Here is a 25312-nt window from a genome sequence, read left to right on the forward strand (position 1 = left end):
AGCGGGGAACGCTCTATCAACCATAATACCTTCCATAGGTATAAGCCAAGCTGAAAATGCCTAGATATTTCTGCAACTCGGCAGGGCGGAAGCTTTGCGCACGAATCTTTGCGCCGCTTTCTTTCAAAAAACGCATACTGCCACCAAGCAGGATATTCCAGTGCTCACCGCCTTTGTCTGTAGAAGTAATGCTTGCATGAGCTTTCATAAGCGCTTCTTTAACAATGCTTCGTATTTGTCGCACGGAAAGACCGGGGCGCCCGTGACTAGCCTCCAAGATAGGGATTTCTTCGTTCTGCTCTGGGAACGGGGGTAGTCCTCGGCTTTTTCGATAGCGTCTCAAGTAGGGCAGGAACTCTGGAGTGACTTCAACTTTCCTTAGCAGCCGACCTGGCGCCTCTAGTATCAACCACCATCTGGCATCGTCTAGAACAAAGCAATTCATGCATGGGCAGTAGTTATCAGCATTTGCAAGGTCTGCAGCATGCAAACACATAAGAGTCGTTGCTGCTATTATAAAAAGAGCACGCTCACCAGCAGGATCACCCAGCGCATGAAATTCTAGCGCTTGCAGAACCTGACCTAATTGCTCGGAAGTTAAATATCGTTCCACAGGGTAAGTAGCGCGCATTCCTCTTCCATAGAAAGTTCGTGATGATATAGCTGGATTTATCGCTATCACATCTTCCTCGCAGAGAAAACCATAAAATGAACTACAAACGCTACGAATGAAACGCAAGGTTTCCACTTTAGGGCTGCGCGCCCCTACATCTTTAGATGCTCGAATATTGAAAGGCCGCCATGATTCATTGAAAACCGAATTACCATCGACTTGAGCGAATCTAGCGGTTGTAGAAAATCCAACCCAATTTGAAGGTGGCATCTTGCAAAAAGTAATAAAATTCGTAAACGTCTCTTTATCTAGTGTCAGTACAGTTTTTTCGGCGACAATCCAGCTCCATAGGAGCAAACGTTCAACGAATGTTCGGTAATTATTAAAGGTTCCAAGCGGGTGACTATGATATGCAAGAAAGCGGATAGCGCATTTTAAGTCCGTTTCTACATCAAGATTAGCGGAGAGACTACTGAGGAAGGCTTCGATGCAGGGGTAGCGAGCGTAGTACAGCCCGAGATCGAGAGACATACTTTCGGGACCAGCAAGGACAGGCCGAGGGTCTATGACTTTTGACATTGACGATCCCATTGGTCTAAAAGGAAGTCACGAGTACTCTTGAAAAATAGCACAGTATTTAGTCTTCTTTTTAGGCTTTTTAAACAGGCAAAAGCCTCATCAGGATTCTCCTTTTTTAACCGTTAACGAGGGGGGGCAAGGGAAACCTTGACAGCGGAGAATGCTGCATCTCACTGATATCTTGGTATTTTTTTTAATCAGTCATTTTCTACTTTTTCATCAGGCGTCACAGCATGTGCGAGCAGAGTCGGCGCAATCTTAATACATTATTTAACATAATATACATTATGCGTAATATGATATTGCGTAATCAGGGGCAGTGCCCATCAGATTTCAACAGGCAAAACCCCTATCTCACTCAAACCTGAGCAAAGCCTCCATCGACAAACATTTCACTGCCAGTCATGAAGCTGCTCTCATCCGATGCCAGGAACAACGCTGCCGCTGCAACTTCTTCCGGCTTGCCAATGCGGCTCAACGGAACCTGCGCGGTCATGTCGTCGATGATTGCGTCTTTCTGGCCTGTACCTGAAAGCGCCAAGTCCAGACCCGGTGTCGAGATCGGCCCTGGTGAAAGTACATTCACACGAATGCCGGTGCCTTTCAGGTCCAGTGCCCAGCTCCTGGCGAAATTACGCAGCGCCGCTTTTGTGGCGCTGTACACGCTGAATGCTGGTGTGCCCATGGTGCCTGTGGTCGAACCTGTGAGGATCACCGAGCTGCCGGCGCTCATCAGTGGCAAGGCTTTTTGTACGGTGAACAACGTGCCTTTGACGTTGATGCCGAAGGTACGGTCAAACGATTCCTCGGTGATCGAGCCGATCGGCTGGAAATCCCCCAGGCCTGCATTGGCAAACAGCACGTCGACCCGGCCTTTGGCGGCTTTGACTTGGGTGAACACCCGATTGAGGTCGTCCAGTTTTGAAATGTCGCCTTGTATGGCGATGGCTTCAGGGCCGATCAGTTGCAGCGCCTTGTCCAGTTCCTCTTGTCGACGGCCTACAATGACGACTTGAGCGCCTTCCGCCGCGAAGCGAATGGCGGTTGCCAGGCCGATGCCGCTGTTGCCACCGGTTATGACTGCGATTTTTCCGTTGAGCCTGCTCATGGTGAACTCCAATGAATAAGGTTGAGGCCCAACTGTAGATCCGTGCTATTAATTTGAATAGTATGCACCTTTTAGTAAGTACCCTATGTGGAGTCAGCTCGATCATGGCCAACAACTCATTCAATTGCGGGCTCGAGGCCGCCCTGGCGGTGATTGGCGGTAAATGGAAGCCGTTGGTGCTGTTCAACCTGGCGCAAAATGTTCATCGATATGGGGAATTAAGACGCGCGATTGGCGGCGTAACCGATAAGGTGCTGATCCAGCAACTCAAGGAACTGGAGCGCGACGAGATCATCTCCCGCGTGGATTTCCAGGAGATACCGCCCAAGGTCGAGTACTCGCTGACACCGTTCGGGCGGTCCTTGGCGACGGCGTTGGGCGGGCTGTGCCAATGGGGTACGGAGCATATGCAAACCGTTGAGCGTATCGCTGAGCGGCGTACTGCCACCCTCTCCCAGTCTTGAGTCCCCTGCCCTGATAGCCAACTCAACTAAATGACTATTTAGTTGAGTTAAATCAATAGGTTACATCTTGAATCGATCAACCGACTGCGACAACTTCCCGGCCAGGTTGGACAGTTCATCGGTGGTCGACGCCGTCTGCCCGATCACTCGGCTATTGCTCTCTGACATCCCCGCAATCATCTCCACCTGGTGCGCAATTTCATTGCTGGCCAGGCTCTGCTCGCCGATGGTCCGCGAGATATCGTTGACCATTTCCGTGGTATTCAACGTCGCTTGGAGAATCTCGCGAATCGCCCGCTCCACCTCGGCGGTGACCGCCATGCCTTTGTCCACCTGAGCAACGCCCTCCTCCATGCTGGTCACCGCTTCCCGCGTGTTCTGCTGGATACGCCCGACCATGGCGGCAATTTCCTGGGTCGACGCGCTGGTGCGTCCAGCAAGGCTGCGCACTTCATCAGCAACCACGGCAAATCCGCGCCCCTGCTCGCCCGCACGGGCGGCCTCGATCGCGGCATTCAGGGCCAACAGGTTGGTCTGGTCTGCGATCCCCTTGATCACCTGGATAATGCTGAAAATGGCCTCGGACTCCTTGTCCAGTGTGCGGATCACCTGGGCCGATTGCTGCGCGGAACGGGCAATGCCATCCATGTCACTGACTACCTGATGAATCACCCGGCCGCCGTCTTTGGCCAAGGTTTCCGCCTGGTTGGCCATGTCCAGTGCGCGTCCGGCGTGCCGGGTGATTTCCTCGATGCTTGCGGTCATTTCACTCGCTGCGGCGGCCATGGTGCTGGCGGCGGCACTCTGTTGCTGGCTGCTGCCGGCCACTTCATGGCAGCCACGGCTCAGTTGCTCGCTCATGCCATTGACGCCATGGGCGTTGCTGCGCACCACGTCGATCATGCCGCGCAGGTCCTTTTGCATGGTGGCGAGGCTGCGGATCAAGGCGCTGGCTTCATCCTTGCGTTGGGGCTCGACGATGGGTTCGCTCAAGTTGCCACGCGCGATGCTGGCAGCAATGCGGCTAGCCGCTTGTAGTGGGCCCATGATGCTGAGGATCACCCAACGGCCCTGGGCCAACAGCAGTAGAAGACTGGCAATCAACACCACGCCCAGGGTGACGTTGGCGTTGCTGATGGTCTGCCGGGTGCCCATGCTGGTCTGCTGGTTATTGGTTTCGATCAACTCGCTCAGGCTCGCCATTTGATCTTCCAACTGGCTGAACGCGGCGTTGAATGTGCCTAGTTCCCCGCGCGCGGCTTCAGGATTGTCCAGCGCCAGGGCGACGATGCGCTCACCAGTAGCGATGTAGTTATCCAGGCTGGGTTTGATTTTTTCCAGGCTTGCCTTGAGCGTAGCGTCCAGCGGCAACTTGAGGTTGTCCTCCAAGACCTGCCGGAAGTGTTCGGCATGCTCTTTCAAAGAACTGTCGACTTCCGCCTTGCTGCTGGTGCTTTTGCCCAGGCCTACCAGCATCGCCGACAACACGTCAGCGCGCAGGGCGTCGTGCATCATGTCGGCTTCCATGTGGTTGCGCAGCACTGTCATGCTCACTTCGCTGTCTTGCACGGCAGTGCCCATCCGGGTATTTCCCAGGTAGCCGGCCAGGCTCATGATCAAGGCGGCGAGCAATCCGGTCGCTATCAACAGCATCAAGCGTAGTTTGATCGTCATGCTGGTATCCCCGTGCCTGGTCAGCCGGTTGGGAACCCAACCGCAGAAGCCCCGCTGCTCATGTTATCGGCCATCCCTACTGCTTATTGAAGCCTAAGTTTGCGGATCTGCGCGTATCCCTTAAGCTGACCGACCCTTGCTCCGCCCGGAACTGCTCATGTCTCGAAGTATCGCCCACCTCGCCCTCCTGCTGGGCTTGATCACTGCCGTCGGCCCGTTCGCCATCGATATCTATCTGCCGGCGCTGCCAACCCTTGGCGCGAGCCTGCACGCCTCGCCGGCGTTGGTGCAGATGAGCCTTACCGTGTTCTTCGTCATCGTCGGCGTATGCCAATTGTTCTACGGGCCGATCAGTGATGTGTTCGGGCGCAAGCCGCCGATTTACGCCGGCCTGGTGATTTTTGCCGTGGCCAGTGTCGGTTGCGCACTGGCGCCGACGATCGAATCACTGATCGCCTTTCGTGCCCTGCAGGCGTTCGGTGCGTGCGCGGGGATGGTGATTCCACGCGCCATCGTGCGTGACCTGTACACCGGGCATGAAGCCGCGAAACTCATGGCGTTGCTGATGCTGGTGATGAGTGTTTCGCCGATCCTTGCGCCGCTCGCTGGCAGCCTGGTCATCTCCTTGTGGAGCTGGCGCGAAGTGTTTGCCGTACTGGCGGTGCTTGCGGTGGCGTGCCTGGTGATGACCATCGTGCAACTGCCAGAAACCCATCCCGCCGAACGGCGCTTGGGCAAGACCCTGGGCAACGCTTTCAGCAGCTACGGCGCTTTGCTGCGTGACCCGGTATTCATCGGTTTGTCGGTGGTGTGCGGATTCGGTTTGGCGACGTTCTTTGTGTTCATCGGCAGCGCGCCGTTCGTGTACATCGAACATTACGGCCTGACGCCCACGCAGTTCAGCCTGGGGTTTGCCGTGAATGCTGCGTCGTTTTTCGCCATGAGCCAACTCACCGCGCGCCTCAGCGCACGCTTTGGCCTGGCGCCGCTGATTCGTTGGTCGGTGGTGGCCGTGGCGGCGGTTATGAGCGTGCTGGCATTCACCACACTATGGATCGATAGCCTGGCCGTGATGATGACGTTGCTGTTTTTCGGCTTTGGTTTTCTCGGCCTGCTGTTGCCGGCTGCCGGCGTGTTGTCGCTGGAGGACCACGGCGCGGTGGCCGGTTCTGCGTCGGCCTTGCTCGGGGCAATCCAGATGATCACGGCAGCCGTGTCCATGACGCTGGTCGGTGTGTTTGCCGATCACACACCAGCGCCGATGCTGATGGGTATTGCGCTGTGCGCTATCGCCGCGATGCTCACCACCCTGTGGACCTTGCGCCGCCTGCCGGCTCACTTGGCCAGCGCCCCGCCCTCCTCCTGATCATTGCCCATGGCGGCCCGTGTGGGGCCGCGTATCAGAGGGGGCGGAGTGCGCTATGACGTGGGCGGTTTAGCCGGCTCGGCTGATGACGGGAGATGGTATTCGACAGTGAGTTCTTCATGTTTCCAGCCTTTTAAGCCGAATGTTCGCGTTACTCGGCTTTCGTTACGCCTGACCAAGCTGTACTTCGGCGGATCTTTCTTGAGTAGCCCATCGGTAATCAGGTTAACGCCCAATGCACCACCCAAAAGCCCGAGGACTAAACCAATGATTTCAACCACTTTATCCAGTGAGTGGTGCAGTGGTTCGCTATACACAGAGAGCTTGACTCCTGGCTGCGCGGGTGGGCACGGCTGGGTCTTGTCAGGGCGTCGGTCGCAGTTCTTTTTATAAGTGTCGGCGTTCCTTCTATCGACTTCGTCTTGCAGGGCCTCAGTTTCTGCGCTCTGGTAAGTCTTGAATTGATCGACTTGATTCCATGAGTAGGTCGACGTCGATACAGACGCCAGCACTAGCAGCAATCCCAGAACCATATTCTGACGCGCGGCCGTCCAATTTCCGATCAGTCTACCGCTTCGAATCCAGGCGCAAATCAATACAGCCACCACCACCCATAGCAGCAGCGCCCCAAGTGTAAGCACCGATACCCTTTCAAGCGTTGTATGCATTCCATCCTCCTTAATTAAATGACGCCATCATCCGAAAAAATTAGAGATCAAACCGATCCACCGCCCTTCGCCGCTCATTGTCGTCACGCACGTCATAGCTGGCGGTGGTCTGGATATTGGTGTGATGTGCCAGTTTCTGTGCAATCGACAAGTCATGCTCTTCAATCACCCGTGTAATGAACGAGCGGCGGAAGTCATGGGGCATGATCTTCACGCCCACCTGTTCGCCGCGCTGGCGGGCGATGTAGTAGATCGCGTGCTTAGTGATGCGCTCGCGGGTGATATGGCTGCCGCGGCGGATGCGGTTGAACAGGAAGCTGTCGTCCTGCGCGCCTTCCTTGAGCTGCTCGCGGCGAAACGCCAGCCACGCCTGCAACTTGGTAAACGCCCAGTCCGGCGCATACTTGATCAACTCCTTGTTGCCCTTGCCGATCACCCGCAGGCTGCGCTCTTCGAAGTTGATCTGTGCCAGGTCGAGGTTGACCGACTCCGACTTGCGCATGCCGGAACCATAGAGAATGCCGATCACTGCGGCATCCCGCAGGCCCTGGGGCCGAGGGTCGGCGGCGCAGACTTCCATCATTTCGCGGATCAGACTGCGCCGCAGGTTGCGGCCCTGGCTCAGGCGTGTGCCCGGTGCAGCCTTGACGGTGCGCATGCGCAGCAGGTGTTCCTGACTGATCAGGTTCAGGCGCCAGGCCTCGTTCATCACCCCGCGTACCGCGTTGACGTACAACGATGAGGTGTTCGGCGCGTAGCCGTCCTCACGCAAGGCGGCGACCAGGGCAATCACGTGTTCGGGTTGCAGCAGGTGCCAGTCGATGTCGTCGAGGTTGATGTCCTCGAAGCCCAGGCGGTCGGCCGCGTCTTGCAGCACGTAGCGCATGGTCAGTTGGCTGGAGGGGGCCAGGCGGGTGAGGTAAAGGGTCAGCGGGTTGCGGATAGACTCAGTCAAGTTATGTCAGCCTTTGGCTTAAATACCTCGAACAAGCCTTTGATTAATCGAGGTATTTAGTGAATTGGCGAAGGCCGAGTCTAACCCAGGACCGGCCCTGGCACAAAATCACGGGGCGGTGTCGTCATCTTCGGTAGGGTCCTGCGGCTGGACCTGGGTCTGGCTCCAGTCGCTGTCTTGTTTCTGCATCAGCGCGAACCAGTGCTGGCGCATGAACGTCAGGTAGGCGTCGGGGGCCTTGGCAAAGTCCTTCTCGTCGCCGTAGCAACCGGGCAATGGCAACTCGGTGCCCTGCTCCTTGTACTGGCTGACCAACGCTTGCTGCCCGGCCACGCTGCAATCCTTGGGCAGCGGCATGCCGCGTAGGGCGCCGGCCTCTTCGTCCCACCAGGCCGCGCCGACCCGGTCGACACCGCGCAGACGGTACTTCTGCGACTTTCCGACATGCATGATCAGCTTGAATTCGTTAGGGCTGACATCACTGGTGCAGGTGCGCGAATAGCCCACGGTGGCCTGGGTGATGCCATCGCCAGTCAGGTCAGTAACCTTGGTTGCAGCCCGGTCGAAGCGCAGCGAGGCGTCGAACTCGCAATGCTGCACATCGTCGTAGAGCATCCATACGCGCTTGGGGCGGTTGCCATCGATCAGGTACTGGGCCGCGTACACAAACGCCGACTGAGTGCCGTCGTCGTCACGCTCGCTGACCTGCTCGGCAAGCACCAGCAGGTTCTTGCCTTGCTTGTCGTCCCAGGTGTAAGCGGCGATTTGCTTGCCACGCACCTCGACACCGTCCGGCACCTGATCAATGCTCGTGAGCGCGACCCCGTCGTCGGCTTGTACGGTGGTGACACACGCCACGCTCATCAACAAACCCATCAACACTGGCCGCAACTGGCCCCGTAAACGCTGCACGCTATTCATCCGATCACCCTGGCAAGAGACGGCTTACTTTACCGGCACTTGGGGCGTATTGCAGAGAAGATTCTTCACTAAATGGGGTGGCCGAGGTCGCGCGTTCAAGTTGAACCAAACGCACGCCGAACCGTTCCTATTTCGCCTGCCAACTAAGCGTTAGTTCCCTAGCTGAACCCTAGCTGTCTACCTGTCAAATAAACGAGTTTTTCATCTGCCTTTCATATCTGTTCCACATTTTTACGCTTAATCTTAATCGCAGCACTTCATAGCAAACCGCGCTATATCGTCTAACCTCTTGATTACGCTTCACCTTTGGTTCCGCTTTTTAGCCTGCGGCCTGGACTTTCGCCTAATGATTGCTGCTGTTTCCATGCTCCAAGTTGCTCTAACCCCGAGGTCATGAATCTTTGAAACCCTACCCTATTCATTGCGTGTCGATCGTTATCCCGGTCTACAACGAACAAGAGAGCCTGCCTGAATTGCTGCGTCGCACCACTGCAGCCTGCAAGCAACTGGCCTACGAATACGAAATCATCCTGGTGGATGACGGTAGTCGCGACAATTCGGCCCAACTGCTGGAAGACGCCGCCGCTGAAGACGGCAGCAACGTGGTCGCGGTGATCCTCAACCGCAACTATGGCCAGCATGCGGCGATCATGGCCGGTTTCGAGCAGTGCCGGGGCAAAGTGGTGATCACCCTCGACGCCGACCTGCAGAACCCGCCCGAAGAAATCCCGCGCCTGGTGGAACAAGCCGCCCTCGGCTACGACGTGGTCGCCACCGTGCGCAACAATCGCCAGGACTCGGCCTTCCGCCGCTGGCCTTCGCGCCTGATCAACCTGGCCGTGCAGCGCTCTACTGGCGTTGCCATGACCGACTACGGCTGCATGCTGCGCGCCTACCGCCGCACCATCGTCGACGCGATGCTGGCCTGCCGCGAGCGCAGCACCTTTATCCCGATCCTGGCCAACGGCTTTGCCCGCCACACCACCGAGATCCTGGTGCACCACGCCGAGCGTGAACACGGTGAATCCAAATACAGCGCCATGCGCCTGATCAGCCTGATGTTCGACCTGCTGACGTGCATGACCACCACCCCGCTGCGCCTGCTCTCCATCGTTGGCTTCAGCCTGGCGGCCTTGGGCATGCTGTTTGCCCTGGCGTTGATCGTCATGCGCCTGGCCTTTGGTGCCGACTGGGCCGGCGACGGCTTGTTCGTGCTGTTCGCGGTGCTGTTCGTGTTCACCGGCGGCCAGTTCATCGGCATGGGCCTCTTGGGTGAATACCTGGGCCGCATGTACAGCGATGTGCGCGCCCGCCCACGCTTCTTTATCGAAAAAGTGCTGCGCAACCAACCGGCAGCACCGGCTCCCGTGGTCGTCGTTGACGGCCTGGTGTCTTCCCATACCTCTACTTCTTCTGCTGATCAGGTCCAATCATGAGTTCAAAAGCTGTTGTATTCGCGTACCACGACATTGGTTGTGCAGGCATTGAAGCGCTGCTCAACACCGGTTACGAAATTGCTGCTGTGTTCACCCATGCCGACGACCCGAAGGAAAACAACTTCTACGGTTCCGTTGCCCAACTGTGCGCACGCAACGGTATCCCGGTGCACGCGCCGGAAGACGCCAACCACCCGCTGTGGATCGAGCGCATCGCCAAGTTGAACCCGGACTACATTTTCTCGTTCTACTACCGCAACCTGCTGAGCGAACCCCTGCTGGCCACCGCCCGCAAAGGTGCATTCAACCTGCACGGCTCGCTGCTGCCCAAATACCGTGGCCGCGCCCCGGCCAACTGGGTGCTGGTCAACGGCGAAACCGAAACCGGCGTGACCCTGCACCGCATGGTCAAGCGTGCCGATGCCGGCGCGATCCTGGCCCAGCAGAAAGTCGTGATCGACCGCACGGATACCGGCCTGACCCTGCACGCCAAACTGCGCGAGGCCGCCAGCAACCTGCTGCGCGATGCCCTGCCGCAACTGGCCCAAGGCAAATTGGCTGAAACCGCCCAGGACGAAAGCCAGGCCACCTACTTCGGTCGCCGTACCGCTGCCGATGGCAAGCTGGAGTGGAAGAAACCGGCTGAAGAACTGTTCGACCTGGTGCGCGCCGTAACCCAACCCTATCCGGGCGCCTTCTGCGCGGTGGGCGAGCACAAGTTGATCGTGTGGCAAGCCGAAGTGGTCAAGGGCAACGAAGGCCTCGCGCCGGGTCGTGTGATCAGCGTCAACCCGCTGCGCATTGCCTGCGGTGAAGACTCCCTGGTGGTCAAGTTCGGCCAGCGCAACGACAACGGCCTGTACCTGGCCGGTCCTTCCCTGGCCAACGAATTGGGCCTGGTCGACGGTTCCGTGCTGCGTGGCGCCGAGTCCGGCCGCAAACCGCGCCGTACCCGCGTGCTGATCCTCGGCGTGAACGGCTTTATCGGTAACCACCTGTCCGAGCGCCTGCTGCGTGACGACCGCTACGAAGTGTACGGCCTGGACATCGGCTCCGACGCCATCGAGCGCCTGCGCAGCCACCCGAACTTCCATTACGTGGAAGGCGACATCAGCATCCACACCGAGTGGATCGAGTACCACATCAAGAAGTGCGACGTGGTCCTGCCGCTGGTGGCCATCGCCACCCCGATCGAATACACCCGTAACCCGCTGCGTGTGTTCGAGCTGGACTTCGAAGAAAACCTCAAGCTGGTGCGCTACTGCGTCAAGTACAACAAGCGCGTGATCTTCCCGTCGACCTCCGAAGTCTATGGCATGTGCCAGGACCAGTACTTCGACGAAGACACCTCCAACCTGGTGGTCGGCCCGGTCAACAAGCAACGCTGGATCTACTCGGTCTCCAAGCAACTGCTGGACCGTGTGATCTGGGCCTACGGCGCCAAAGGCCTGAACTTCACGCTGTTCCGTCCATTCAACTGGATGGGCCCGCGCCTCGACCGCCTGGATTCGGCGCGTATCGGCAGCTCCCGTGCGATCACCCAGTTGATCCTGAACTTGGTGGAAGGCACGCCGATCCGCCTGTTCGACGGCGGCGAGCAAAAACGCTGCTTCACCGACATCGCTGACGGTATCGAAGCCCTGGCGCGCATCATTGATAACGACAACGACGCGTGCAATGGCCAGATCATCAACATCGGTAACCCGGAAAACGAAGCCAGCATCCGTCAACTGGGTGAAGAGCTGCTGCGTCAGTTCGAAGCGCACCCGCTGCGTGGCAACTTCCCACCGTTCGCCGGTTTCCGCGATGTCGAGAGCAAGGCGTTCTACGGCACCGGTTACCAGGATGTGGCCCACCGCAAGCCAAGCATCGAAAACGCCAAGCGCCTGCTGAACTGGGAGCCGACCGTGGAGATGAGCGAAACCATCGGCAACACGCTGGACTTCTTCTTGCGCGAGGCCATGCTCGAAATCGCCCAGTCTACCGAAGTGCAGAAGTAATGCAGGCAGGTCTTCGCATTGACGTCGACACCTACCGCGGCACCCGTGAAGGTGTGCCACGGTTGCTCGAATCCCTGGATGAAGCGGGGGTTAAAGCGACGTTCTTCTTCAGTGTCGGGCCGGACAACATGGGGCGCCACTTGTGGCGTCTCATCCACCCGCAGTTCCTGTGGAAGATGCTGCGTTCCAATGCCGTCGGCCTGTATGGCCTGGATATCTTGCTGGCTGGCACCGCCTGGCCAGGCAAGCCGATCGGCCGTGACCTGGGGCACTTGATGCGCCAGGCCAAGGCCGCCGGGCATGAGGTGGGCCTGCATGCGTGGGACCACCACGGCTGGCAGGCCAACACCGGGCGCTGGAGCGAGGCACAGCTGATCGAACAGATCCGCCGTGGCGTCGACACCTTGAATGACATTCTCGGCGAGCGCATCGACTGTTCGGCCGCCGCCGGTTGGCGTGCCGACGAGCGCGTGGCGCAAGCCAAGCAAGGCTTCAATTTCCGCTACAACAGTGATTGCCGGGGCACCAGCCTGTTTCGTCCAACCTTGGCCGATGGTAGCGCGGGCACCCCACAAATTCCGGTGGACCTGCCGACCTTCGACGAAGTCGTCGGGCCGGTGGTGGCTGCCAAAGACTTCAACACGTTCATCCTCGACCGCTTTGCCGCGTCGAAGCTCAACGTCTATACGATCCACGCAGAAGTAGAAGGGATTCTGATGGCCAATGATTTTCGCCAGTTGCTCGCCCAGGCAGGGCAGCGCGGCATCGACTTCAAACCGCTGGGCGACTTGCTGCCGGCCGACCTGACCACCCTGCCCCAGCAACAGCTGGTGCGCGGCGCCTTGCCCGGCCGCGAGGGTTGGCTCGGAGTGCAACAGGCATGATCCGCCGTTGGGCCCTGCCCCTGCTCCTGTTGGCGTTTGGCGTGTTTTACCTGTTGCCGCTTGCCACCCATGGCCTGTGGATTCCGGACGAAACGCGCTACGCGCAGATCAGCCAGGAAATGCTGCTGACCGGCAAGTGGGCGTCGCCGCACTTCATGGGCATTCGTTACTTTGAGAAACCGGCGGCGGGCTACTGGATGATCGCGCTGGGCCAGGCGATCTTCGGGCAGAACCTGTTCGGTGTGCGCTTTGCGTCGGCCTTGAGCACCGGCTTGAGCATTGTGCTGGTGTACCTGGTGTCACGCCGGCTGTGGAATGACCCGCAAAAAAGCCTGATCAGCACCGTGCTGTACATGAGTTTTGTCAGCGTGGCGGCCCTGGGCGGTTATGCCAACCTCGATCCGCAGTTCACCTTCTGGGTGAATCTGACCGGCGTGGCCCTGTGGTTTTGTTTCGACAGTGCCACCCGCAATGGGCGACTCGCTGCCTGGGCGCTGTTGGGGTTTGCCTGCGGCATGGGCTTTATGACCAAGGGTTTCCTGGCGTGGCTGCTCCCCGTATTGATCGCGCTGCCCTATGCGATCTGGCAAAAGCGTTTCCGTGAGCTGCTGGGTTATGGCCTGGTCGCTGTGGTTGTAGCGATTGTGGTCAGTCTGCCTTGGGCGCTGGCCGTGCACCTGCAAGAGCCCGACTACTGGAACTTCTTCTTCTGGCACGAGCATATCCAGCGCTTTGCCGGCGACGATGCGCAGCACGCCGAGCCGTTCTGGTATTACCTGCCGCTGCTGGTTGCGTTCTGCCTGCCGTGGGTGGCGTTGTTGCCGTCCACGCTCAAACAGGCTTGGCAGGACAAGCGCAGCGCAAAGATCGGTTTTGTGTTGCTGTGGCTGCTGATGCCCCTGGCGTTCTTCAGCCTGGCCAAGGGCAAGCTGCCCTCGTACATCGTGCCATGCCTGCTGCCGTTGGCGTTGTTGATGGGCAACACCCTGGCCGACAAACTGGCCCAAGGCCGTAGCCGTGCATTGCGCATCAATGGTTGGCTGAACCTGATTATCGGCGTAGTTGCATTGCTGGCGCTGACCTGGGTGCAACTGAAGAAGCCGGTCTACGAGCACGGCCAGGAAACCCTCAGCCTGGTGTTGGTGTTCACCTTTCTGTTCGCCTGGATCCTGGTCAACCTGCTGCAGGCTGCGCGACCGCTACGTCTGTGGGCCGCGCCGGTACTCGGCAGTTGGCTGATGGTGGCCTTGTTGCCTGCCGCATTGCCGCATTCGGTGGTCTACAACAAGACACCTGACCAATTCATCATCGATCACCTGCAGGAACTGCAGCCAGCCACGGCCCTGCTGAGCAATGACCTCGGCGCGGCGTCGGCCTTGTCTTGGCGCCTGGCACGCCCGGACGTGACGCTCTACAACACCGTCGGCGAAGTCAAATACGGCCTGGCCTACCCGGACGCCACGCATCACAAGATTGACACCACCCAAGTCCAGCAGTGGATGAGCGAGGCGCGCAAGCAAGGCCCGGTCGGTGTGGTGATGCGCGTCAAAGGTGACGATGAAATCGCTGAAGTGGCGCTGCTGCCCAATGACGGCAAGCGCTATGAGCAAGGCAATATCGTGATCCTGATCTTCCCGCAGGTGACGCCTTGATCACCCTGCTGCTGTTATTGGCCGCGTGCCTGCTGACCTGCATGGGCCAGGTGTCGCAGAAATTCGCCGTGGAAAGCTGGCGCGATGTGCCCCAGGGCTGGGCGCTGAAGCTGCGTTCGCCGTGGTTGTGGTCGGCGCTGATGTGCCTGGGCCTCGGCCTGCTGGTGTGGCTGCTGGTGTTGCAGCGCCTGGAAGTGGGCATCGCCTACCCCATGCTCAGCCTGAACTTTGTGCTGGTCACCCTGGTGGCGCGGTTTGTCTTTCATGAGCCCATCGACAGCCGTCATTGGCTGGGCGTGGCGCTGGTGATCGGTGGTGTCGTGTTGTTGGGGCGCCACGTATGAGCCGGGTCCAAGGTTTTGCCCTGGCGTTGGGCAGTGTCGGCCTGGTCAGTGCTGCCCAGTTGGGCATGCGCTGGAGCATGACGCGCTTGCCGCTGCCCAATGAGTGGCTCAGTGCACAGATCGATCTCGGCGCCCTCGGCGTGGTGAGCCTGGCGATCCTTGCCTACGCGCTGTCGATGCTCTGCTGGCTCGGCGCGCTCAAGCACCTGCCGCTGGGCCGCGCCTATTCATTGTTGAGCATCAGCTACGCGCTGGTGTACCTGCTGGCGGCCAGCCTGCCGGTGTTCAACGAACACTTTTCCGTTTCAAAAACCCTGGGGGTGGCCTTGGTCATCCTCGGTGTGCTGGTTATCAACTCTCGTCGTGCTAGCGCTACAAGTCCCAGGAATGCCCCATGAAAATCAGTGTATTTGGTAGTGGTCACGTCGGTCTGGTGCAGGCCACCGTATTGGCCGAAGTCGGTCACGATGTCATCTGCATGGACGTTGACAAAAACAAGGTCGAATCTTTGCAGAAAGGCCATGTGACGATCTTCGAGCCGGGGCTGGCGGCGATGGTCAAGGAAAACCTGGAAAGCGGGCGACTGCACTTTACTTATGACGAGAAGCTCGCGGTCGAACACGGCGAAGTGCTGTTTATCGCCGTGGGCACGCCGTCGGACGAAGACGGCTCGGCTGACCTGAAGTACGTGCTGTCGGTGGGCGATGCGGTCGCTCGTCATCGCAAGGAGCCGGTGATCCTGGTGGAAAAATCCACCGTGCCTGTCGGTACCGGCGACACCCTGCGCGCGCATATCGAAAAAGCCCTGCACCTGGCGGGTCGTCACCTGGAGTTCGATATCGTCTCCAACCCGGAATTCCTCAAGGAAGGCTCGGCCGTGGCCGACTGCCGCCGCCCGGACCGCATCATCATCGGCTGCGAGCGCGAAGAAGTGCGCGAGGTGATGCGCGACCTGTACGCCCCGTTCAACCGCAACCACGACCGCATCATCTTCATGGACCTGCGCAGCGCCGAGCTGACCAAATACGCCGCCAACTGCATGCTGGCGACCAAGATCAGCTTCATCAACCAGATCGCCGAGCTGGCCGAACACCTGGGCGCGGACATCGAAGCCGTACGCCTGGGGATCGGTGCCGATTCGCGTATCGGCTACCACTTCATCTACCCCGGCTGCGGCTACGGTGGTTCGTGCTTCCCCAAGGACATGCGCGCCCTGATCCACAGCGCCAAGCAAGCCAACTGCTCCAGCGACCTATTGGAAGCAGTAGAAGCCATCAACCAGCGTCAGAAGAGCAAGTTGTTCGAACGTATCAACGCATTCTTCAAGGGCGACCTGCGCGGCAAGACCTTTGCCCTGTGGGGCCTGGCGTTCAAGCCGAACACCGACGACATGCGCGATGCGCCGAGCCGCGTACTGATGGAAGCCTTGTGGGCGGCCGGCGCCAACGTGCGCGCGTTCGACCCCGAAGCCATGCAGGAAACCCAGCGCATCTACGGCGATGATCCACGGCTGATGCTGATGGGCACCCCGGAATCCACCCTGGGCGGCGCCGATGCGCTGATCGTCTGCACCGAATGGCAGCAGTTCAAGGCGCCGGACTTCGACCTGATCCACCAGCGCCTGAAAACCCCGGTGATCTTCGACGGCCGCAACCTCTACGACGGCGAGCGCCTGGCGCGCAAAGGCTTCCAGTACTACCCGATCGGCCGTGGCGACTCCTGCCAGTTGCCGATTCCGCAGCAGCAGTGGTTGCCGCAGGTCGTGGAAGCCTGAGACGTGAACAAAGATCGACCGCCCCTGTTAACCCCAACGATCCGCCGCCAATCCCTCGGTTTGGGATTGCTGGCGTTGTTGCTGTTCATCGCCGGCAGCTGGCACCAGGCGATTATCGGCTTCGATTCCCGCTTCGTGCTGTTCGCCCAGGAGATGCTGCGCCATGGGCCGGGATTCTTCCCGACCACCTACGGCCAGCCTTATGCGGATTACCTGGCCACGTCGACGCTGCTGACGTGGTTGTTGTCCTTGCCGTTCGGCCAAGTCACCAGCCTCACGGCCTGGTTGCCCACGGCGATGGCCTCGGCGGTGATCGTCATGCTGGTGTATCGCCTGACGGCGCCCTACTCCCAGCGCTGGGGCCTGCTGAGCATTGCGATCCTGTTGCTGAGCAGCACCTTCATCAGCGAAACCCGCGCGGTGTCCCTCGACCAGATGTTGGCCGCCATCGCCTTGGCGGTGTTCTACCTGGGGTATGCCCACGATCACTTTGGGGCCGGTAAACGCCTGCATTGGCTGTATCTGCTGCTGATTATCGGCTTTGCCGTGCGCGGGCCGATCGGCTTGGTCATTCCCACGGGCGTGTTGTGCAGCTATTACCTGATCAACCGCCAATGGCGGCAACTGTTCAGCTTCGGCTTGCTTGCACTGGCGTTGTTGGTGGCCTGTGTCGGCTTGCTATTGCTGATGGCCAAGCTGAGTGGCGGCGAGCCGTTCATGCAGGACGTAATTCGCATGCAGTTCCTCGGGCGCATGGACGGCAGCGAAGGTTCCAGCGGTGTGCTGTATTACTTCACCAGCTCCCTGGGCAACTATGCCCTGGCGTATCCGATGGCTGTGCTGGTGCTGTTGGCCATGCTGATCAGCGGACGGCGGGCGCCTGGGCCAGCGTTGCAGTTGGTGTGGTACTGCGCGGCCGCCGGGTTGCTGGTGATGCTGGGCTTGTCGATTCCCCAGGCGAAGAAGGCGCGCTATGTGCTGCCGATGCTGCCCATGGCGGCGATGATTGCGGCGTATCCGTTCCAGGTTGCACACGGGCGGTTGTTTGCCGGGTTGCGCGGATTGATGCTGGGTATCTGGACGTTGTTGCCGACACTGTTGATCGCAGGGTTGCTGTTCGCACGGCCGCGTTATCCGGAACAGTTGAGCCATCTGGGCTGGGTATTTGGTGTGCTGGGTGGGCTGCAAGTCGTGGCACTGCTGGCGCTGCTCAAGACACAACTGCGTACGGTCGGACCGGCGTTTGCCGCGGTACTGGCCGTATGGGCCACCTACATCATGGTGGTCGAACCGCTGGAGCGCAGCGTCTACGACACCCGCACCTTTACTTTGCAAGTGCATGAACAGGTGATGCAGCAAAAGGCACCGGTGGTGTTGCACGGCCTGGGCAAAGACGCCAAGGCCATCAAGTACATGGTCAACCTCAATTGCGACCAGGTGCCGTTGTTCACTCAGCAGGCGGCCGACCTCAAGCCCCTCCAGGGGCCCGCGTGGCTGGTGATGAGCGAGGCAGACTATGAAGGCTTGACGGACCCACGCTTGCGTTCCATCACGCCGACCTTGGCCGGCGAATTTGATCGTAACCCTTATGTGCTGCTGCATTTGGAAAAAAGCCCACAACCCTGAGGCTCAACTTCATTTTTTTTGCACTCAACCTTCATTAATATGCATTGGCGCCCTGTTCACCGGGGCGGCACACTGCATGCGTTCCTTCCCCCAAATGTTGGAACTTTCAAAGGGCTTTTCCGGGCAACCAGACAAGCCTTTTTTTTGCCCGCTGTTTATGGATCCCCCTTCAATGCTCGCTCGCTGGTTCCCCGCTGCTATCAACACCCGCCCCACGGAATGGAGCCGTGCCGCCATCGGCATGGCCCTGGGCACGCTGTTCAGTGTCTGGCTGTGCTCACAAGTGTTTGGGATGGAGGTGGCGCTGCACCTGCTCGGCCCGCTTGGGGCTTCGGCGGTGTTGTTGTTCGCTGTTTCGTCCGGCGCCCTGGCGCAACCCTGGTCAATTATCGGCAGCTACCTGTGTGCCGGTGTCGTGGCGCTGCTGGTGGCTCGCGTCCTGGGCCCTTCATTGGGAGGCGCGTGCCTGGCGGCGGGCATGACCGTGGTGCTGATGTGCTGGCTTCGCTGCTTGCATCCGCCGGCCGGCGGCTTGGCCATGACGCTGGTGTTGGCCGACCCCGCCTCCGCCGCCCTCGGTTGGTATGAGTTGGGCGCGGTCTTGCTCGGTGCTGGCGCGCTGCTGGCCTGTGCGCTGGCTTACAACAACGCCACTCGCACGCGGTATCCCAAAGGCGCCGCTGAAGCTCCAACGCTTCCCTTGAATAACCCTGATGCCGCTCAAAACCCCGCCATTACTGCCGCCGATTTGAAGCTGGCGCTGGCCGACATGGAGCAGTTCTACGATGTGGAGCCCACGGAGCTGGAACAATTGATCCACGCCGCAGAAACCCACGCGCGACGCCGCAGCATTGGTGAAGTCCTGGCCAGCCGGGTGCCTTGAGCCCATCGTCCCCTCGCTGCATAAATGCAAAAACGACCTGCAGGATTCACGGTTGTACTGGGCAAATTTGCACTGGTACGATCACGAGAAGGTTCGTCCGCGAACATCTTGATAAAGAACAATAAAAGCAGGGAGTTATCGATGACTGCTCAGGTTTCATCCGAGGCAAGCCACGCAGAAACACTTCAGGACGAAGTCCTCGCCGAGGTCCGTAACCATATCGGCCACCTCACCCTCAATCGCCCCGCTGGCTTGAACGCCATTACCCTGAACATGGTGCGCAGCCTGGCGTCCCAACTGCAGGCCTGGGCCGATGACCCGCAGGTGTACGCCGTGGTCCTGCGCGGCGCCGGCGAAAAGGCCTTCTGTGCTGGAGGCGATATCCGTTCGCTGTACGACAGCTTCAAGAACGGCGATACGCTGCATCAGGACTTTTTCGTCGAGGAATACGCACTGGACCTGGCCATCCACCATTACCGCAAACCGGTACTGGCACTCATGGATGGATTTGTCCTGGGCGGCGGCATGGGCCTGGTGCAAGGCGCTGACTTGCGCGTGGTCACCGAGCGCAGCCGCCTGGCGATGCCGGAAGTGGCCATCGGTTACTTCCCTGATGTGGGCGGCAGCTACTTCCTGCCGCGCATTCCGGGTGAGCTGGGGATTTACCTGGGCGTCACCGGGGTGCAGATCCGCGCAGCCGACGCGCTCTACTGCGGTTTGGCGGATTGGTATCTGGAAAGCAACAAGCTGGCCGATCTGGACCAGAAGCTTGACCGCCTTCAGTGGCACGACTCGCCACTCAAGGACCTGCAAGGCGTGCTCGCCAAGCTGGCCGTGCAGCAACTCCCCGACGCACCGCTGGCCGCCTGGCGCACGGCCATCGACCATTTCTTCGCACTGCCGGATGTGCCGAGCATCGTCGAGCAGCTGCAGCAAGTCACCGTCGGCGACAGCCATGAATGGGCACTGAACACCGCCAACCTGATGCTGACCCGTTCGCCCCTGGCCATGGCTGTGACCCTGGAGATGCTGCGTCGCGGCCGGCGCCTGCCCCTTGAGCAATGTTTTGCCCTGGAATTGCACTTGGACCGCCAATGGTTCGAACGTGGCGACCTGATCGAAGGCGTGCGCGCCCTGATCATCGACAAGGACAAAGCCCCGCGCTGGAACCCACCCACCCTGCATGGACTGGCTCTCAGCCATGTAGAAAGCTTCTTTCATCACTTCGAGAAGGTTGCGAACTAAGCCATGCAAGACATTGAATACACTGAAGAACAAGTGATGATCCGCTACATGGCGCGCGACTTTGCCCGTGGCGAAATCGCGCCCTACGCCCAAGCGTGGGAAAAAGCGGGCTGGATCGACGATGCCCTGGTCGCCAAGATGGGCGAACTGGGCCTGCTGGGCATGGTGGTGCCGGAAGAATGGGGCGGCACCTATGTCGATTACGTCGCCTACGCCCTCGCCGTGGAGGAGATTTCTGCCGGCGACGGCGCCACGGGCGCGCTGATGAGTATCCATAATTCAGTGGGTTGTGGTCCGATCCTCAACTACGGCACAGAAGCGCAAAAGCAGACATGGTTGGCGGACCTCGCCAGCGGCCAGGCGATTGGCTGCTTCTGCCTCACCGAACCCCAAGCGGGTTCCGAAGCCCACAACCTGCGCACCCGCGCCGAGCTGCGCGATGGCCAGTGGGTGATCACCGGCGCCAAGCAATTCGTCAGCAACGGCAAGCGCGCCAAACTGGCGATCGTGTTTGCCGTGACCGACCCGGAACTGGGCAAAAAAGGCATCTCGGCGTTCCTGGTGCCCACCGCAACAGCGGGCTTCGTGGTGGACCGCACCGAACACAAGATGGGCATCCGCGCGTCCGACACCTGCGCCGTCACCCTCAACCAATGCACAGTGCCCGAGACCAACCTGTTGGGTGAGCGCGGAAAAGGCCTGGCGATTGCCCTCTCCAACCTGGAAGGTGGACGCATCGGCATTGCCGCCCAGGCGCTGGGCATCGCCCGTGCCGCGTTTGAGGCAGCATTGGCGTATGCGCGTGATCGCGTGCAGTTCAACAAGGCGATCATCGAACACCAGAGTGTGGCCAACCTGCTGGCCGACATGCAGACCCAACTGAATGCCGCACGCTTGTTGATCCTGCATGCCGCGCGACTGCGCAGTGCCGGCAAACCGTGTTTGTCGGAAGCTTCCCAGGCCAAGCTGTTTGCCTCGGAAATGGCCGAGAAAGTCTGCTCGTCAGCGATGCAGATTCATGGCGGGTACGGCTATCTGGAGGATTATCCGGTGGAGCGTTACTACCGGGATGCGCGGATCACGCAGATTTACGAGGGGACCAGCGAGATTCAGCGGATGGTGATTGCTCGCGAACTGAAAAATTACCAGCTGTAACCTGACACGCTACACAACAACGGTGGGAGCTGGCTTGCCAGCTCCCACATGCGCTTACTTGTCCTTGAACTCCGGCGCACGCTTGGCCACAAACGCTGCCATGCCTTCCTTCTGATCCTGCGTCGCAAACGCCGCATGGAACACCCGGCGCTCAAAACGTACGCCTTCCGACAGGCTCACTTCAAACGCACGGTTCACGCTTTCCTTGACCATCATGCTGATCGGCACCGACTTGCCGGCGATCAGGGTGGCGACTTTCAGTGCTTCTTCCAGCAGTTCATCGGCGGGCACGATCCGCGCGACAATCCCGCAACGCTCCGCTTCTACGGCGTCGATAAAACGCCCGGTCAGGCACATTTCCATGGCCTTGGCCTTGCCCACGGCGCGCGTCAGGCGCTGGGTGCCGCCCATGCCCGGCAGTACGCCGAGGTTGATTTCCGGCTGGCCGAACTTGGCGCCATCGCCGGCCAGGATGAAATCGCACATCAATGCCAGTTCGCAGCCACCACCCAGGGCAAAGCCGTTGACGGCGGCAATGATCGGCTTGCGGCGGTTGGCCACGCGGTCGCTGTCGCTGAACAGGTCGTCAAGGTAGATCTGCGGGTAGGTCAGCTCGGCCATTTCCTTGATGTCGGCACCGGCGGCGAAGGCTTTCTTGGAACCCGTCAGCACGATACAGCCGATTTCCGGGTTGGCTTCCAGACCATCCAGCGCCTGGTTCAATTCACTGACCAGTTGCGCATTCAGGGCGTTCAAGGCTTGTGGGCGATTGAGGGTAATCAGCCCGACGCGGCCTTGGACGTCGAGCAAAATGGTTTCGTAACTCATGTATCGGCTCCTTAGAGATTGCGTGAGATGACCATGCGCTGGATATCGCTGGTGCCTTCGTAAATCTGGCAGACCCGCACGTCGCGGTAGATCCGCTCCAGGGGGAAGTCGCTCAGGTAACCGTAACCGCCCAGGGTTTGCAAGGCGGCCGAACAGACTTTCTCGGCCATTTCCGAGGCGAACAGCTTGGCCATCGAGGCTTCCACCAGCGCTGGCTTGCCGCTGTCCCGCAGCGCGGCGGCGTAATGCACCATCTGCCGGGCGACCGCGATTTGCGTGGCCATGTCCGCCAGGCGGAAGGCCACGGCCTGGTGTTCAATGATCGGTTTGCCGAAGCTTTCACGCTCGCGGGCATAGTCGCGGGCCGCTTCAAAGGCGGCGCGGGCCATGCCCACCGCTTGTGACGCAATACCCACGCGGCCGCCCTCAAGGTTGGCCAGGGCAATCTTGTAGCCTTCGCCCTCCTCCCCGAGACGGTTGGCGACCGGTACCTTCACATCCTCAAACAGAATCTGGCACGTATCGGACGCATGCTGGCCGAGCTTGTCTTCGACCCGCGCCACGCTGTAGCCCGGTGAGTCGGTGGGTACGATAAACGCGCTGATCCCACGCTTGCCCGCCGCAGGGTCGGTCACCGCAAATACAATCACCACCCCGGCGTTCTGCCCGGAGGTGATGAACTGCTTGCAGCCATTGAGTACGTAATGATCACCTTCCAGGCGCGCGCGGGTTTTCAAACTGCTGGCATCGGAACCCGCCTGGGGTTCGGTCAGCGCGAAGGCGCCGAGCATGGCGCCGCTGGCCAGGGGTTTGAGGAACTGTTCTTTCTGCTGGTCGTTGCCAAACTTGAGGATCGGCACGCAGCCTACCGAGTTGTGCACGCTCATGATGGTGGAGCAGGCGCCGTCACCGGCGGCGATTTCTTCCAGGGCCATGGCGTAGGCCAGGTAGCCGGTGTCGCAACCGCCCCACTGTTCCGGCACCAGCATACCGAAGAAGCCCAGCTCGGCCATTTCACCGATGGCTTCCTTGGGAAAGCGATGCTCGCGGTCCCATTCGGCGGCAAAGGGTTTCAGGCGTTCCTGGACAAATTGCCGGGCGGCGTCGCTGATTTGCAGTTGTTCGTCATTGGGCAGCATGGTCAGTCCTTAGTACAGGCATTCAACGGCCATGGCCGTGGCTTCACCACCGCCGATACAGATGGCGGCGACGCCACGCTTGAGGCCGTTCTGGCGCAGGGCCGACAGCAGCGTCACCAGGATCCGCGCACCGGACGCACCGATCGGATGGCCCAAGGCACAGGCGCCGCCGTGGATATTGACCTTGGCGTGGGGGATTTCCAGCTTGCTCATGGTCACCAGGCTGACCACGGCGAAGGCTTCGTTGATCTCGAACAGATCCACTTCTTCCAGGTTCCAGCCGGTTTTGGTCATCAGCTTGCGGATAGCGCCCACCGGCGCCACCGGGAACAACCCTGGTTCATCGGCAAACGCCGCATGCCCATGAATCACGGCCAAAGGCTTGAGACCCCGTTTTTCAGCCTCGGACTGGCGCATCAGCAGCAAGGCTGCCGCGCCATCGGAAATCGAGCTGGCGTTGGCCGCCGTCACCGTGCCGCCTTCGCGGAACGCGGGTTTCAGGCTGCCGATCTTGTCCAGCTTGGCCTTGGGCGGTTGCTCATCATGCAGGATGGTTTTCTGTTCTTTGCCCACGGTGACCTGTACCGGAACGATCTCGGCGGCAAAATGGCCGTGGGAGATCGCTTCCTGCGCGCGGGTCAGGGACGCGATGGCGAACGCGTCCTGGGCCTCGCGGGTAAAACCGTTGTGCAGGGCGCAGTCCTCGGCAAAGGTGCCCATCAGGCGGCCTTTGTCGTAGGCATCTTCCAAGCCGTCGAGGAACATGTGGTCCAGCACCTTGCCGTGGCCCATGCGGTAGCCACTGCGCGCGCGGTCGAGCAGGTACGGCGCGTTGGACATGCTTTCCATGCCACCGGCTATCACCACGTCGACGCTGCCAGCCAGCAGCGAATCATGGGCCAGGATCGCGGCTTCCATGCCTGAGCCGCACATTTTGTTGAGGGTGGTGCAGCGCGTGGCTTTATCCAACCCTGCGCCTAACGCTGCCTGGCGTGCTGGCGCCTGGCCGAGGCCGGCAGGTAGTACGCAGCCAAACAGCACTTCATCTACGGCATCGGGAGCAATACCGGCACGTTCGACGGCGGCGCGGATCGCGGCAGAACCCAACTGCGGCGCAGTCAGGCCCTTGAGGTCGCCCTGGAAGCCACCCATGGGCGTGCGCACGGCGCTGACAATAACGATGGGATCGGTCATGGAAAATCCTCCTTATTTGGCTGCCATACGCAAGGCACCGTCGAGACGGATCACCTCGCCATTGAGCATGCTGTTTTCAATGATGTGCCGCACCAGCGCGGCGTATTCGGCGGGTTTGCCCAGGCGTGGCGGGAATGGCACGCCAGCCGCCAGGGAATCGCGGACTTCCGGGGTCATACCAGCCATCATCGGCGTCTCGAAAATGCCCGGCGCGATGGTCATGACGCGAATGCCAAACCGCGCCAGTTCGCGTGCGGCCGGCAGGGTGAGGCTGGCGATGGCGCCCTTGGACGCGGAATACGCGGCCTGGCCAATCTGACCGTCAAACGCGGCAACGGAGGCGGTATTGATGATCACACCGCGCTCGCCGTCGGGATTCGCCTCGGTGTCGGCAATGGCGGCGGCCGCCAGGCGCAGCAGGTTGAAGCTGCCGATCAGGTTGACGTTGATCACCTGGGCAAAGCTGGCCAGGCCGTGGGGGCCGTTCTTACCGAGGATTTTTTCGCCACGGACCACCCCGGCGCAGTTCACCAGCCCATGCAGCCCGCCAAACGCAGCAACGGTGGCCTGCACGGCGGCTTCGGCGGCCGCTTCCTGGCTGATGTCCGCCACGGCGCTGCGGGCATTCTCGCCCAGCTGCTGGGCCTTTGCGGCCACGGCCTCGGCGTTGAGGTCTACCAGCATGACCTTGGCGCCTGCCGCTACAAGCATTTCAGCGGTGGCCGCACCCAGGCCAGAGGCGCCGCCGCTGATCAGGAAGATCTTGTTTTCAATCTGCATTGTTATTCTCTTTAACAGTCCGAA

The 25312-nt window shown here is 60.0% G+C and carries 23 protein-coding genes; 13 read left to right on the forward strand and 10 right to left on the reverse strand.

The window, feature by feature from the left end; genetic code table 11:
• Nucleotides 1-16: 16 nt before the first annotated feature.
• The gene (locus H096_RS30210) at nucleotides 17-1144 is read right to left on the reverse strand and encodes an integrase (RefSeq protein ID WP_073663301.1); all 1128 of its coding nucleotides are present in this window, start codon (nucleotides 1142-1144) and stop codon (nucleotides 17-19) included.
• Between the two features lie 406 nt (nucleotides 1145-1550).
• Nucleotides 1551-2300, reverse strand: coding sequence for a glucose 1-dehydrogenase (locus tag H096_RS30215; RefSeq protein ID WP_033902871.1), 750 nt, complete (start codon nucleotides 2298-2300; stop codon nucleotides 1551-1553).
• Between the two features lie 104 nt (nucleotides 2301-2404).
• Between H096_RS30215 and H096_RS30220 the strand changes: the two genes are divergently transcribed.
• Nucleotides 2405-2764: a helix-turn-helix domain-containing protein gene (locus H096_RS30220; protein ID WP_033902872.1), complete on the forward strand. Its 360-nt coding sequence runs from the start codon at nucleotides 2405-2407 to the stop codon at nucleotides 2762-2764.
• A 60-nt stretch (nucleotides 2765-2824) separates the two neighbouring features.
• Here the strand turns inward: H096_RS30220 and H096_RS30225 are convergent, their stop codons facing one another.
• Complete coding sequence (locus H096_RS30225; protein WP_033902873.1) at nucleotides 2825-4438, reverse strand: methyl-accepting chemotaxis protein; 1614 nt, start codon at nucleotides 4436-4438, stop codon at nucleotides 2825-2827.
• Between the two features lie 157 nt (nucleotides 4439-4595).
• On the opposite strand from H096_RS30225, the gene H096_RS30230 reads away from it, so the two are divergent.
• Nucleotides 4596-5804: a multidrug effflux MFS transporter gene (locus H096_RS30230; RefSeq protein ID WP_033902874.1), complete on the forward strand. Its 1209-nt coding sequence runs from the start codon at nucleotides 4596-4598 to the stop codon at nucleotides 5802-5804.
• Between the two features lie 53 nt (nucleotides 5805-5857).
• On the opposite strand, the gene H096_RS30235 is transcribed toward H096_RS30230, so the two are convergent.
• The 3 genes from H096_RS30235 to H096_RS30245 all read right to left on the reverse strand — a co-directional run bounded on the left by H096_RS30235 (nucleotide 5858) and on the right by H096_RS30245 (nucleotide 8348).
• Nucleotides 5858-6472, reverse strand: coding sequence for a hypothetical protein (locus H096_RS30235; RefSeq protein ID WP_033902875.1), 615 nt, complete (start codon nucleotides 6470-6472; stop codon nucleotides 5858-5860).
• A 40-nt stretch (nucleotides 6473-6512) separates the two neighbouring features.
• Entirely contained in the window at nucleotides 6513-7427 is a 915-nt protein-coding gene (locus H096_RS30240; RefSeq protein ID WP_033902876.1) for a tyrosine-type recombinase/integrase, read from the reverse strand.
• A gap of 108 nt (nucleotides 7428-7535) precedes the next feature.
• A complete protein-coding gene (locus H096_RS30245) occupies nucleotides 7536-8348 on the reverse strand; it encodes a hypothetical protein (RefSeq protein WP_033902877.1) in 813 nt (270 codons plus the stop codon).
• A gap of 401 nt (nucleotides 8349-8749) precedes the next feature.
• Between H096_RS30245 and arnC the strand changes: the two genes are divergently transcribed.
• The 11 genes from arnC (at nucleotide 8750) to H096_RS30300 (ending at nucleotide 21347) form a co-directional block, all read left to right on the forward strand.
• The gene (gene arnC, locus H096_RS30250) at nucleotides 8750-9784 is read left to right on the forward strand and encodes an undecaprenyl-phosphate 4-deoxy-4-formamido-L-arabinose transferase (protein ID WP_033902878.1); all 1035 of its coding nucleotides are present in this window, start codon (nucleotides 8750-8752) and stop codon (nucleotides 9782-9784) included.
• Nucleotides 9781-11784, forward strand: coding sequence for a bifunctional UDP-4-amino-4-deoxy-L-arabinose formyltransferase/UDP-glucuronic acid oxidase ArnA (gene arnA, locus H096_RS30255; RefSeq protein ID WP_033902879.1), 2004 nt, complete (start codon nucleotides 9781-9783; stop codon nucleotides 11782-11784). Before arnC ends, arnA begins: the two co-directional genes overlap by 4 nt.
• Complete coding sequence (gene arnD, locus H096_RS30260; protein ID WP_033902880.1) at nucleotides 11784-12668, forward strand: 4-deoxy-4-formamido-L-arabinose-phosphoundecaprenol deformylase; 885 nt, start codon at nucleotides 11784-11786, stop codon at nucleotides 12666-12668. The genes arnA and arnD overlap by 1 nt, the downstream gene beginning before the upstream one ends.
• Complete coding sequence (arnT, locus tag H096_RS30265) at nucleotides 12665-14320, forward strand: lipid IV(A) 4-amino-4-deoxy-L-arabinosyltransferase (protein WP_033902881.1); 1656 nt, start codon at nucleotides 12665-12667, stop codon at nucleotides 14318-14320. Before arnD ends, arnT begins: the two co-directional genes overlap by 4 nt.
• Nucleotides 14317-14664 carry a 4-amino-4-deoxy-L-arabinose-phosphoundecaprenol flippase subunit ArnE gene (arnE, locus tag H096_RS30270; protein WP_033902882.1) on the forward strand — a complete coding sequence of 116 codons (348 nt, stop codon included), beginning with the start codon at nucleotides 14317-14319 and terminating at the stop codon, nucleotides 14662-14664. The genes arnT and arnE overlap by 4 nt, the downstream gene beginning before the upstream one ends.
• Nucleotides 14661-15062: a 4-amino-4-deoxy-L-arabinose-phosphoundecaprenol flippase subunit ArnF gene (gene arnF / locus H096_RS30275; protein ID WP_033902883.1), complete on the forward strand. Its 402-nt coding sequence runs from the start codon at nucleotides 14661-14663 to the stop codon at nucleotides 15060-15062. The genes arnE and arnF overlap by 4 nt, the downstream gene beginning before the upstream one ends.
• Nucleotides 15059-16438, forward strand: coding sequence for a UDP-glucose/GDP-mannose dehydrogenase family protein (locus H096_RS30280; protein WP_033902884.1), 1380 nt, complete (start codon nucleotides 15059-15061; stop codon nucleotides 16436-16438). The genes arnF and H096_RS30280 overlap by 4 nt, the downstream gene beginning before the upstream one ends.
• Nucleotides 16439-16441: 3 nt before the next feature.
• A complete protein-coding gene (locus tag H096_RS30285; RefSeq protein WP_033902885.1) occupies nucleotides 16442-18064 on the forward strand; it encodes a phospholipid carrier-dependent glycosyltransferase in 1623 nt (540 codons plus the stop codon).
• Nucleotides 18065-18236: 172 nt separating this feature from the next.
• Nucleotides 18237-18947 carry an HPP family protein gene (locus H096_RS30290; protein WP_033902886.1) on the forward strand — a complete coding sequence of 237 codons (711 nt, stop codon included), beginning with the start codon at nucleotides 18237-18239 and terminating at the stop codon, nucleotides 18945-18947.
• Between the two features lie 141 nt (nucleotides 18948-19088).
• Entirely contained in the window at nucleotides 19089-20192 is a 1104-nt protein-coding gene (locus H096_RS30295) for an enoyl-CoA hydratase/isomerase family protein (protein ID WP_033902887.1), read from the forward strand.
• Between the two features lie 3 nt (nucleotides 20193-20195).
• Nucleotides 20196-21347, forward strand: coding sequence for an acyl-CoA dehydrogenase family protein (locus H096_RS30300; RefSeq protein WP_033902888.1), 1152 nt, complete (start codon nucleotides 20196-20198; stop codon nucleotides 21345-21347).
• A gap of 54 nt (nucleotides 21348-21401) precedes the next feature.
• Here the strand turns inward: H096_RS30300 and H096_RS30305 are convergent, their stop codons facing one another.
• The 4 genes from H096_RS30305 to H096_RS30320 are packed head-to-tail and all read right to left on the reverse strand — an operon-like array spanning nucleotide 21402 to nucleotide 25288.
• A complete protein-coding gene (locus tag H096_RS30305; protein WP_033902889.1) occupies nucleotides 21402-22175 on the reverse strand; it encodes an enoyl-CoA hydratase in 774 nt (257 codons plus the stop codon).
• An 11-nt stretch (nucleotides 22176-22186) separates the two neighbouring features.
• Entirely contained in the window at nucleotides 22187-23314 is a 1128-nt protein-coding gene (locus H096_RS30310; protein ID WP_033902890.1) for an acyl-CoA dehydrogenase, read from the reverse strand.
• Nucleotides 23315-23323: 9 nt separating this feature from the next.
• Nucleotides 23324-24508: an acetyl-CoA C-acyltransferase gene (locus tag H096_RS30315; protein WP_033902891.1), complete on the reverse strand. Its 1185-nt coding sequence runs from the start codon at nucleotides 24506-24508 to the stop codon at nucleotides 23324-23326.
• A gap of 12 nt (nucleotides 24509-24520) precedes the next feature.
• Entirely contained in the window at nucleotides 24521-25288 is a 768-nt protein-coding gene (locus H096_RS30320) for an SDR family NAD(P)-dependent oxidoreductase (RefSeq protein WP_033902892.1), read from the reverse strand.
• Between the last annotated feature and the right edge of the window lie 24 nt (nucleotides 25289-25312).

Source organism: Pseudomonas sp. FH1, from assembly GCF_000510895.2.
GTDB classification, from domain to species: domain Bacteria; phylum Pseudomonadota; class Gammaproteobacteria; order Pseudomonadales; family Pseudomonadaceae; genus Aquipseudomonas; species Aquipseudomonas azotoformans_A.

Bases quoted from the DNA above. Each gene is read 5' to 3' on its own strand.
- H096_RS30245 (WP_033902877.1), bottom strand. From the start codon at position 8,348: ATGAATAGCGTGCAGCGTTTACGGGGCCAGTTGCGGCCAGTGTTGATG.
- arnF (WP_033902883.1), top strand. From the start codon at position 14,661: ATGAGCCGGGTCCAAGGTTTTGCCCTGGCGTTGGGCAGTGTCGGCCTG.
- H096_RS30300 (WP_033902888.1), top strand. From the start codon at position 20,196: ATGCAAGACATTGAATACACTGAAGAACAAGTGATGATCCGCTACATG.
- H096_RS30310 (WP_033902890.1), bottom strand. From the start codon at position 23,314: ATGCTGCCCAATGACGAACAACTGCAAATCAGCGACGCCGCCCGGCAA.
- H096_RS30220 (WP_033902872.1), top strand. From the start codon at position 2,405: ATGGCCAACAACTCATTCAATTGCGGGCTCGAGGCCGCCCTGGCGGTG.
- H096_RS30210 (WP_073663301.1), bottom strand. From the start codon at position 1,144: ATGTCTCTCGATCTCGGGCTGTACTACGCTCGCTACCCCTGCATCGAA.
- H096_RS30305 (WP_033902889.1), bottom strand. From the start codon at position 22,175: ATGAGTTACGAAACCATTTTGCTCGACGTCCAAGGCCGCGTCGGGCTG.
- arnD (WP_033902880.1), top strand. From the start codon at position 11,784: ATGCAGGCAGGTCTTCGCATTGACGTCGACACCTACCGCGGCACCCGT.
- H096_RS30290 (WP_033902886.1), top strand. From the start codon at position 18,237: ATGCTCGCTCGCTGGTTCCCCGCTGCTATCAACACCCGCCCCACGGAA.
- arnT (WP_033902881.1), top strand. From the start codon at position 12,665: ATGATCCGCCGTTGGGCCCTGCCCCTGCTCCTGTTGGCGTTTGGCGTG.
- H096_RS30215 (WP_033902871.1), bottom strand. From the start codon at position 2,300: ATGAGCAGGCTCAACGGAAAAATCGCAGTCATAACCGGTGGCAACAGC.
- H096_RS30315 (WP_033902891.1), bottom strand. From the start codon at position 24,508: ATGACCGATCCCATCGTTATTGTCAGCGCCGTGCGCACGCCCATGGGT.
- H096_RS30235 (WP_033902875.1), bottom strand. From the start codon at position 6,472: ATGCATACAACGCTTGAAAGGGTATCGGTGCTTACACTTGGGGCGCTG.
- H096_RS30320 (WP_033902892.1), bottom strand. From the start codon at position 25,288: ATGCAGATTGAAAACAAGATCTTCCTGATCAGCGGCGGCGCCTCTGGC.
- arnA (WP_033902879.1), top strand. From the start codon at position 9,781: ATGAGTTCAAAAGCTGTTGTATTCGCGTACCACGACATTGGTTGTGCA.
- H096_RS30295 (WP_033902887.1), top strand. From the start codon at position 19,089: ATGACTGCTCAGGTTTCATCCGAGGCAAGCCACGCAGAAACACTTCAG.
- H096_RS30280 (WP_033902884.1), top strand. From the start codon at position 15,059: ATGAAAATCAGTGTATTTGGTAGTGGTCACGTCGGTCTGGTGCAGGCC.
- H096_RS30225 (WP_033902873.1), bottom strand. From the start codon at position 4,438: ATGACGATCAAACTACGCTTGATGCTGTTGATAGCGACCGGATTGCTC.
- H096_RS30230 (WP_033902874.1), top strand. From the start codon at position 4,596: ATGTCTCGAAGTATCGCCCACCTCGCCCTCCTGCTGGGCTTGATCACT.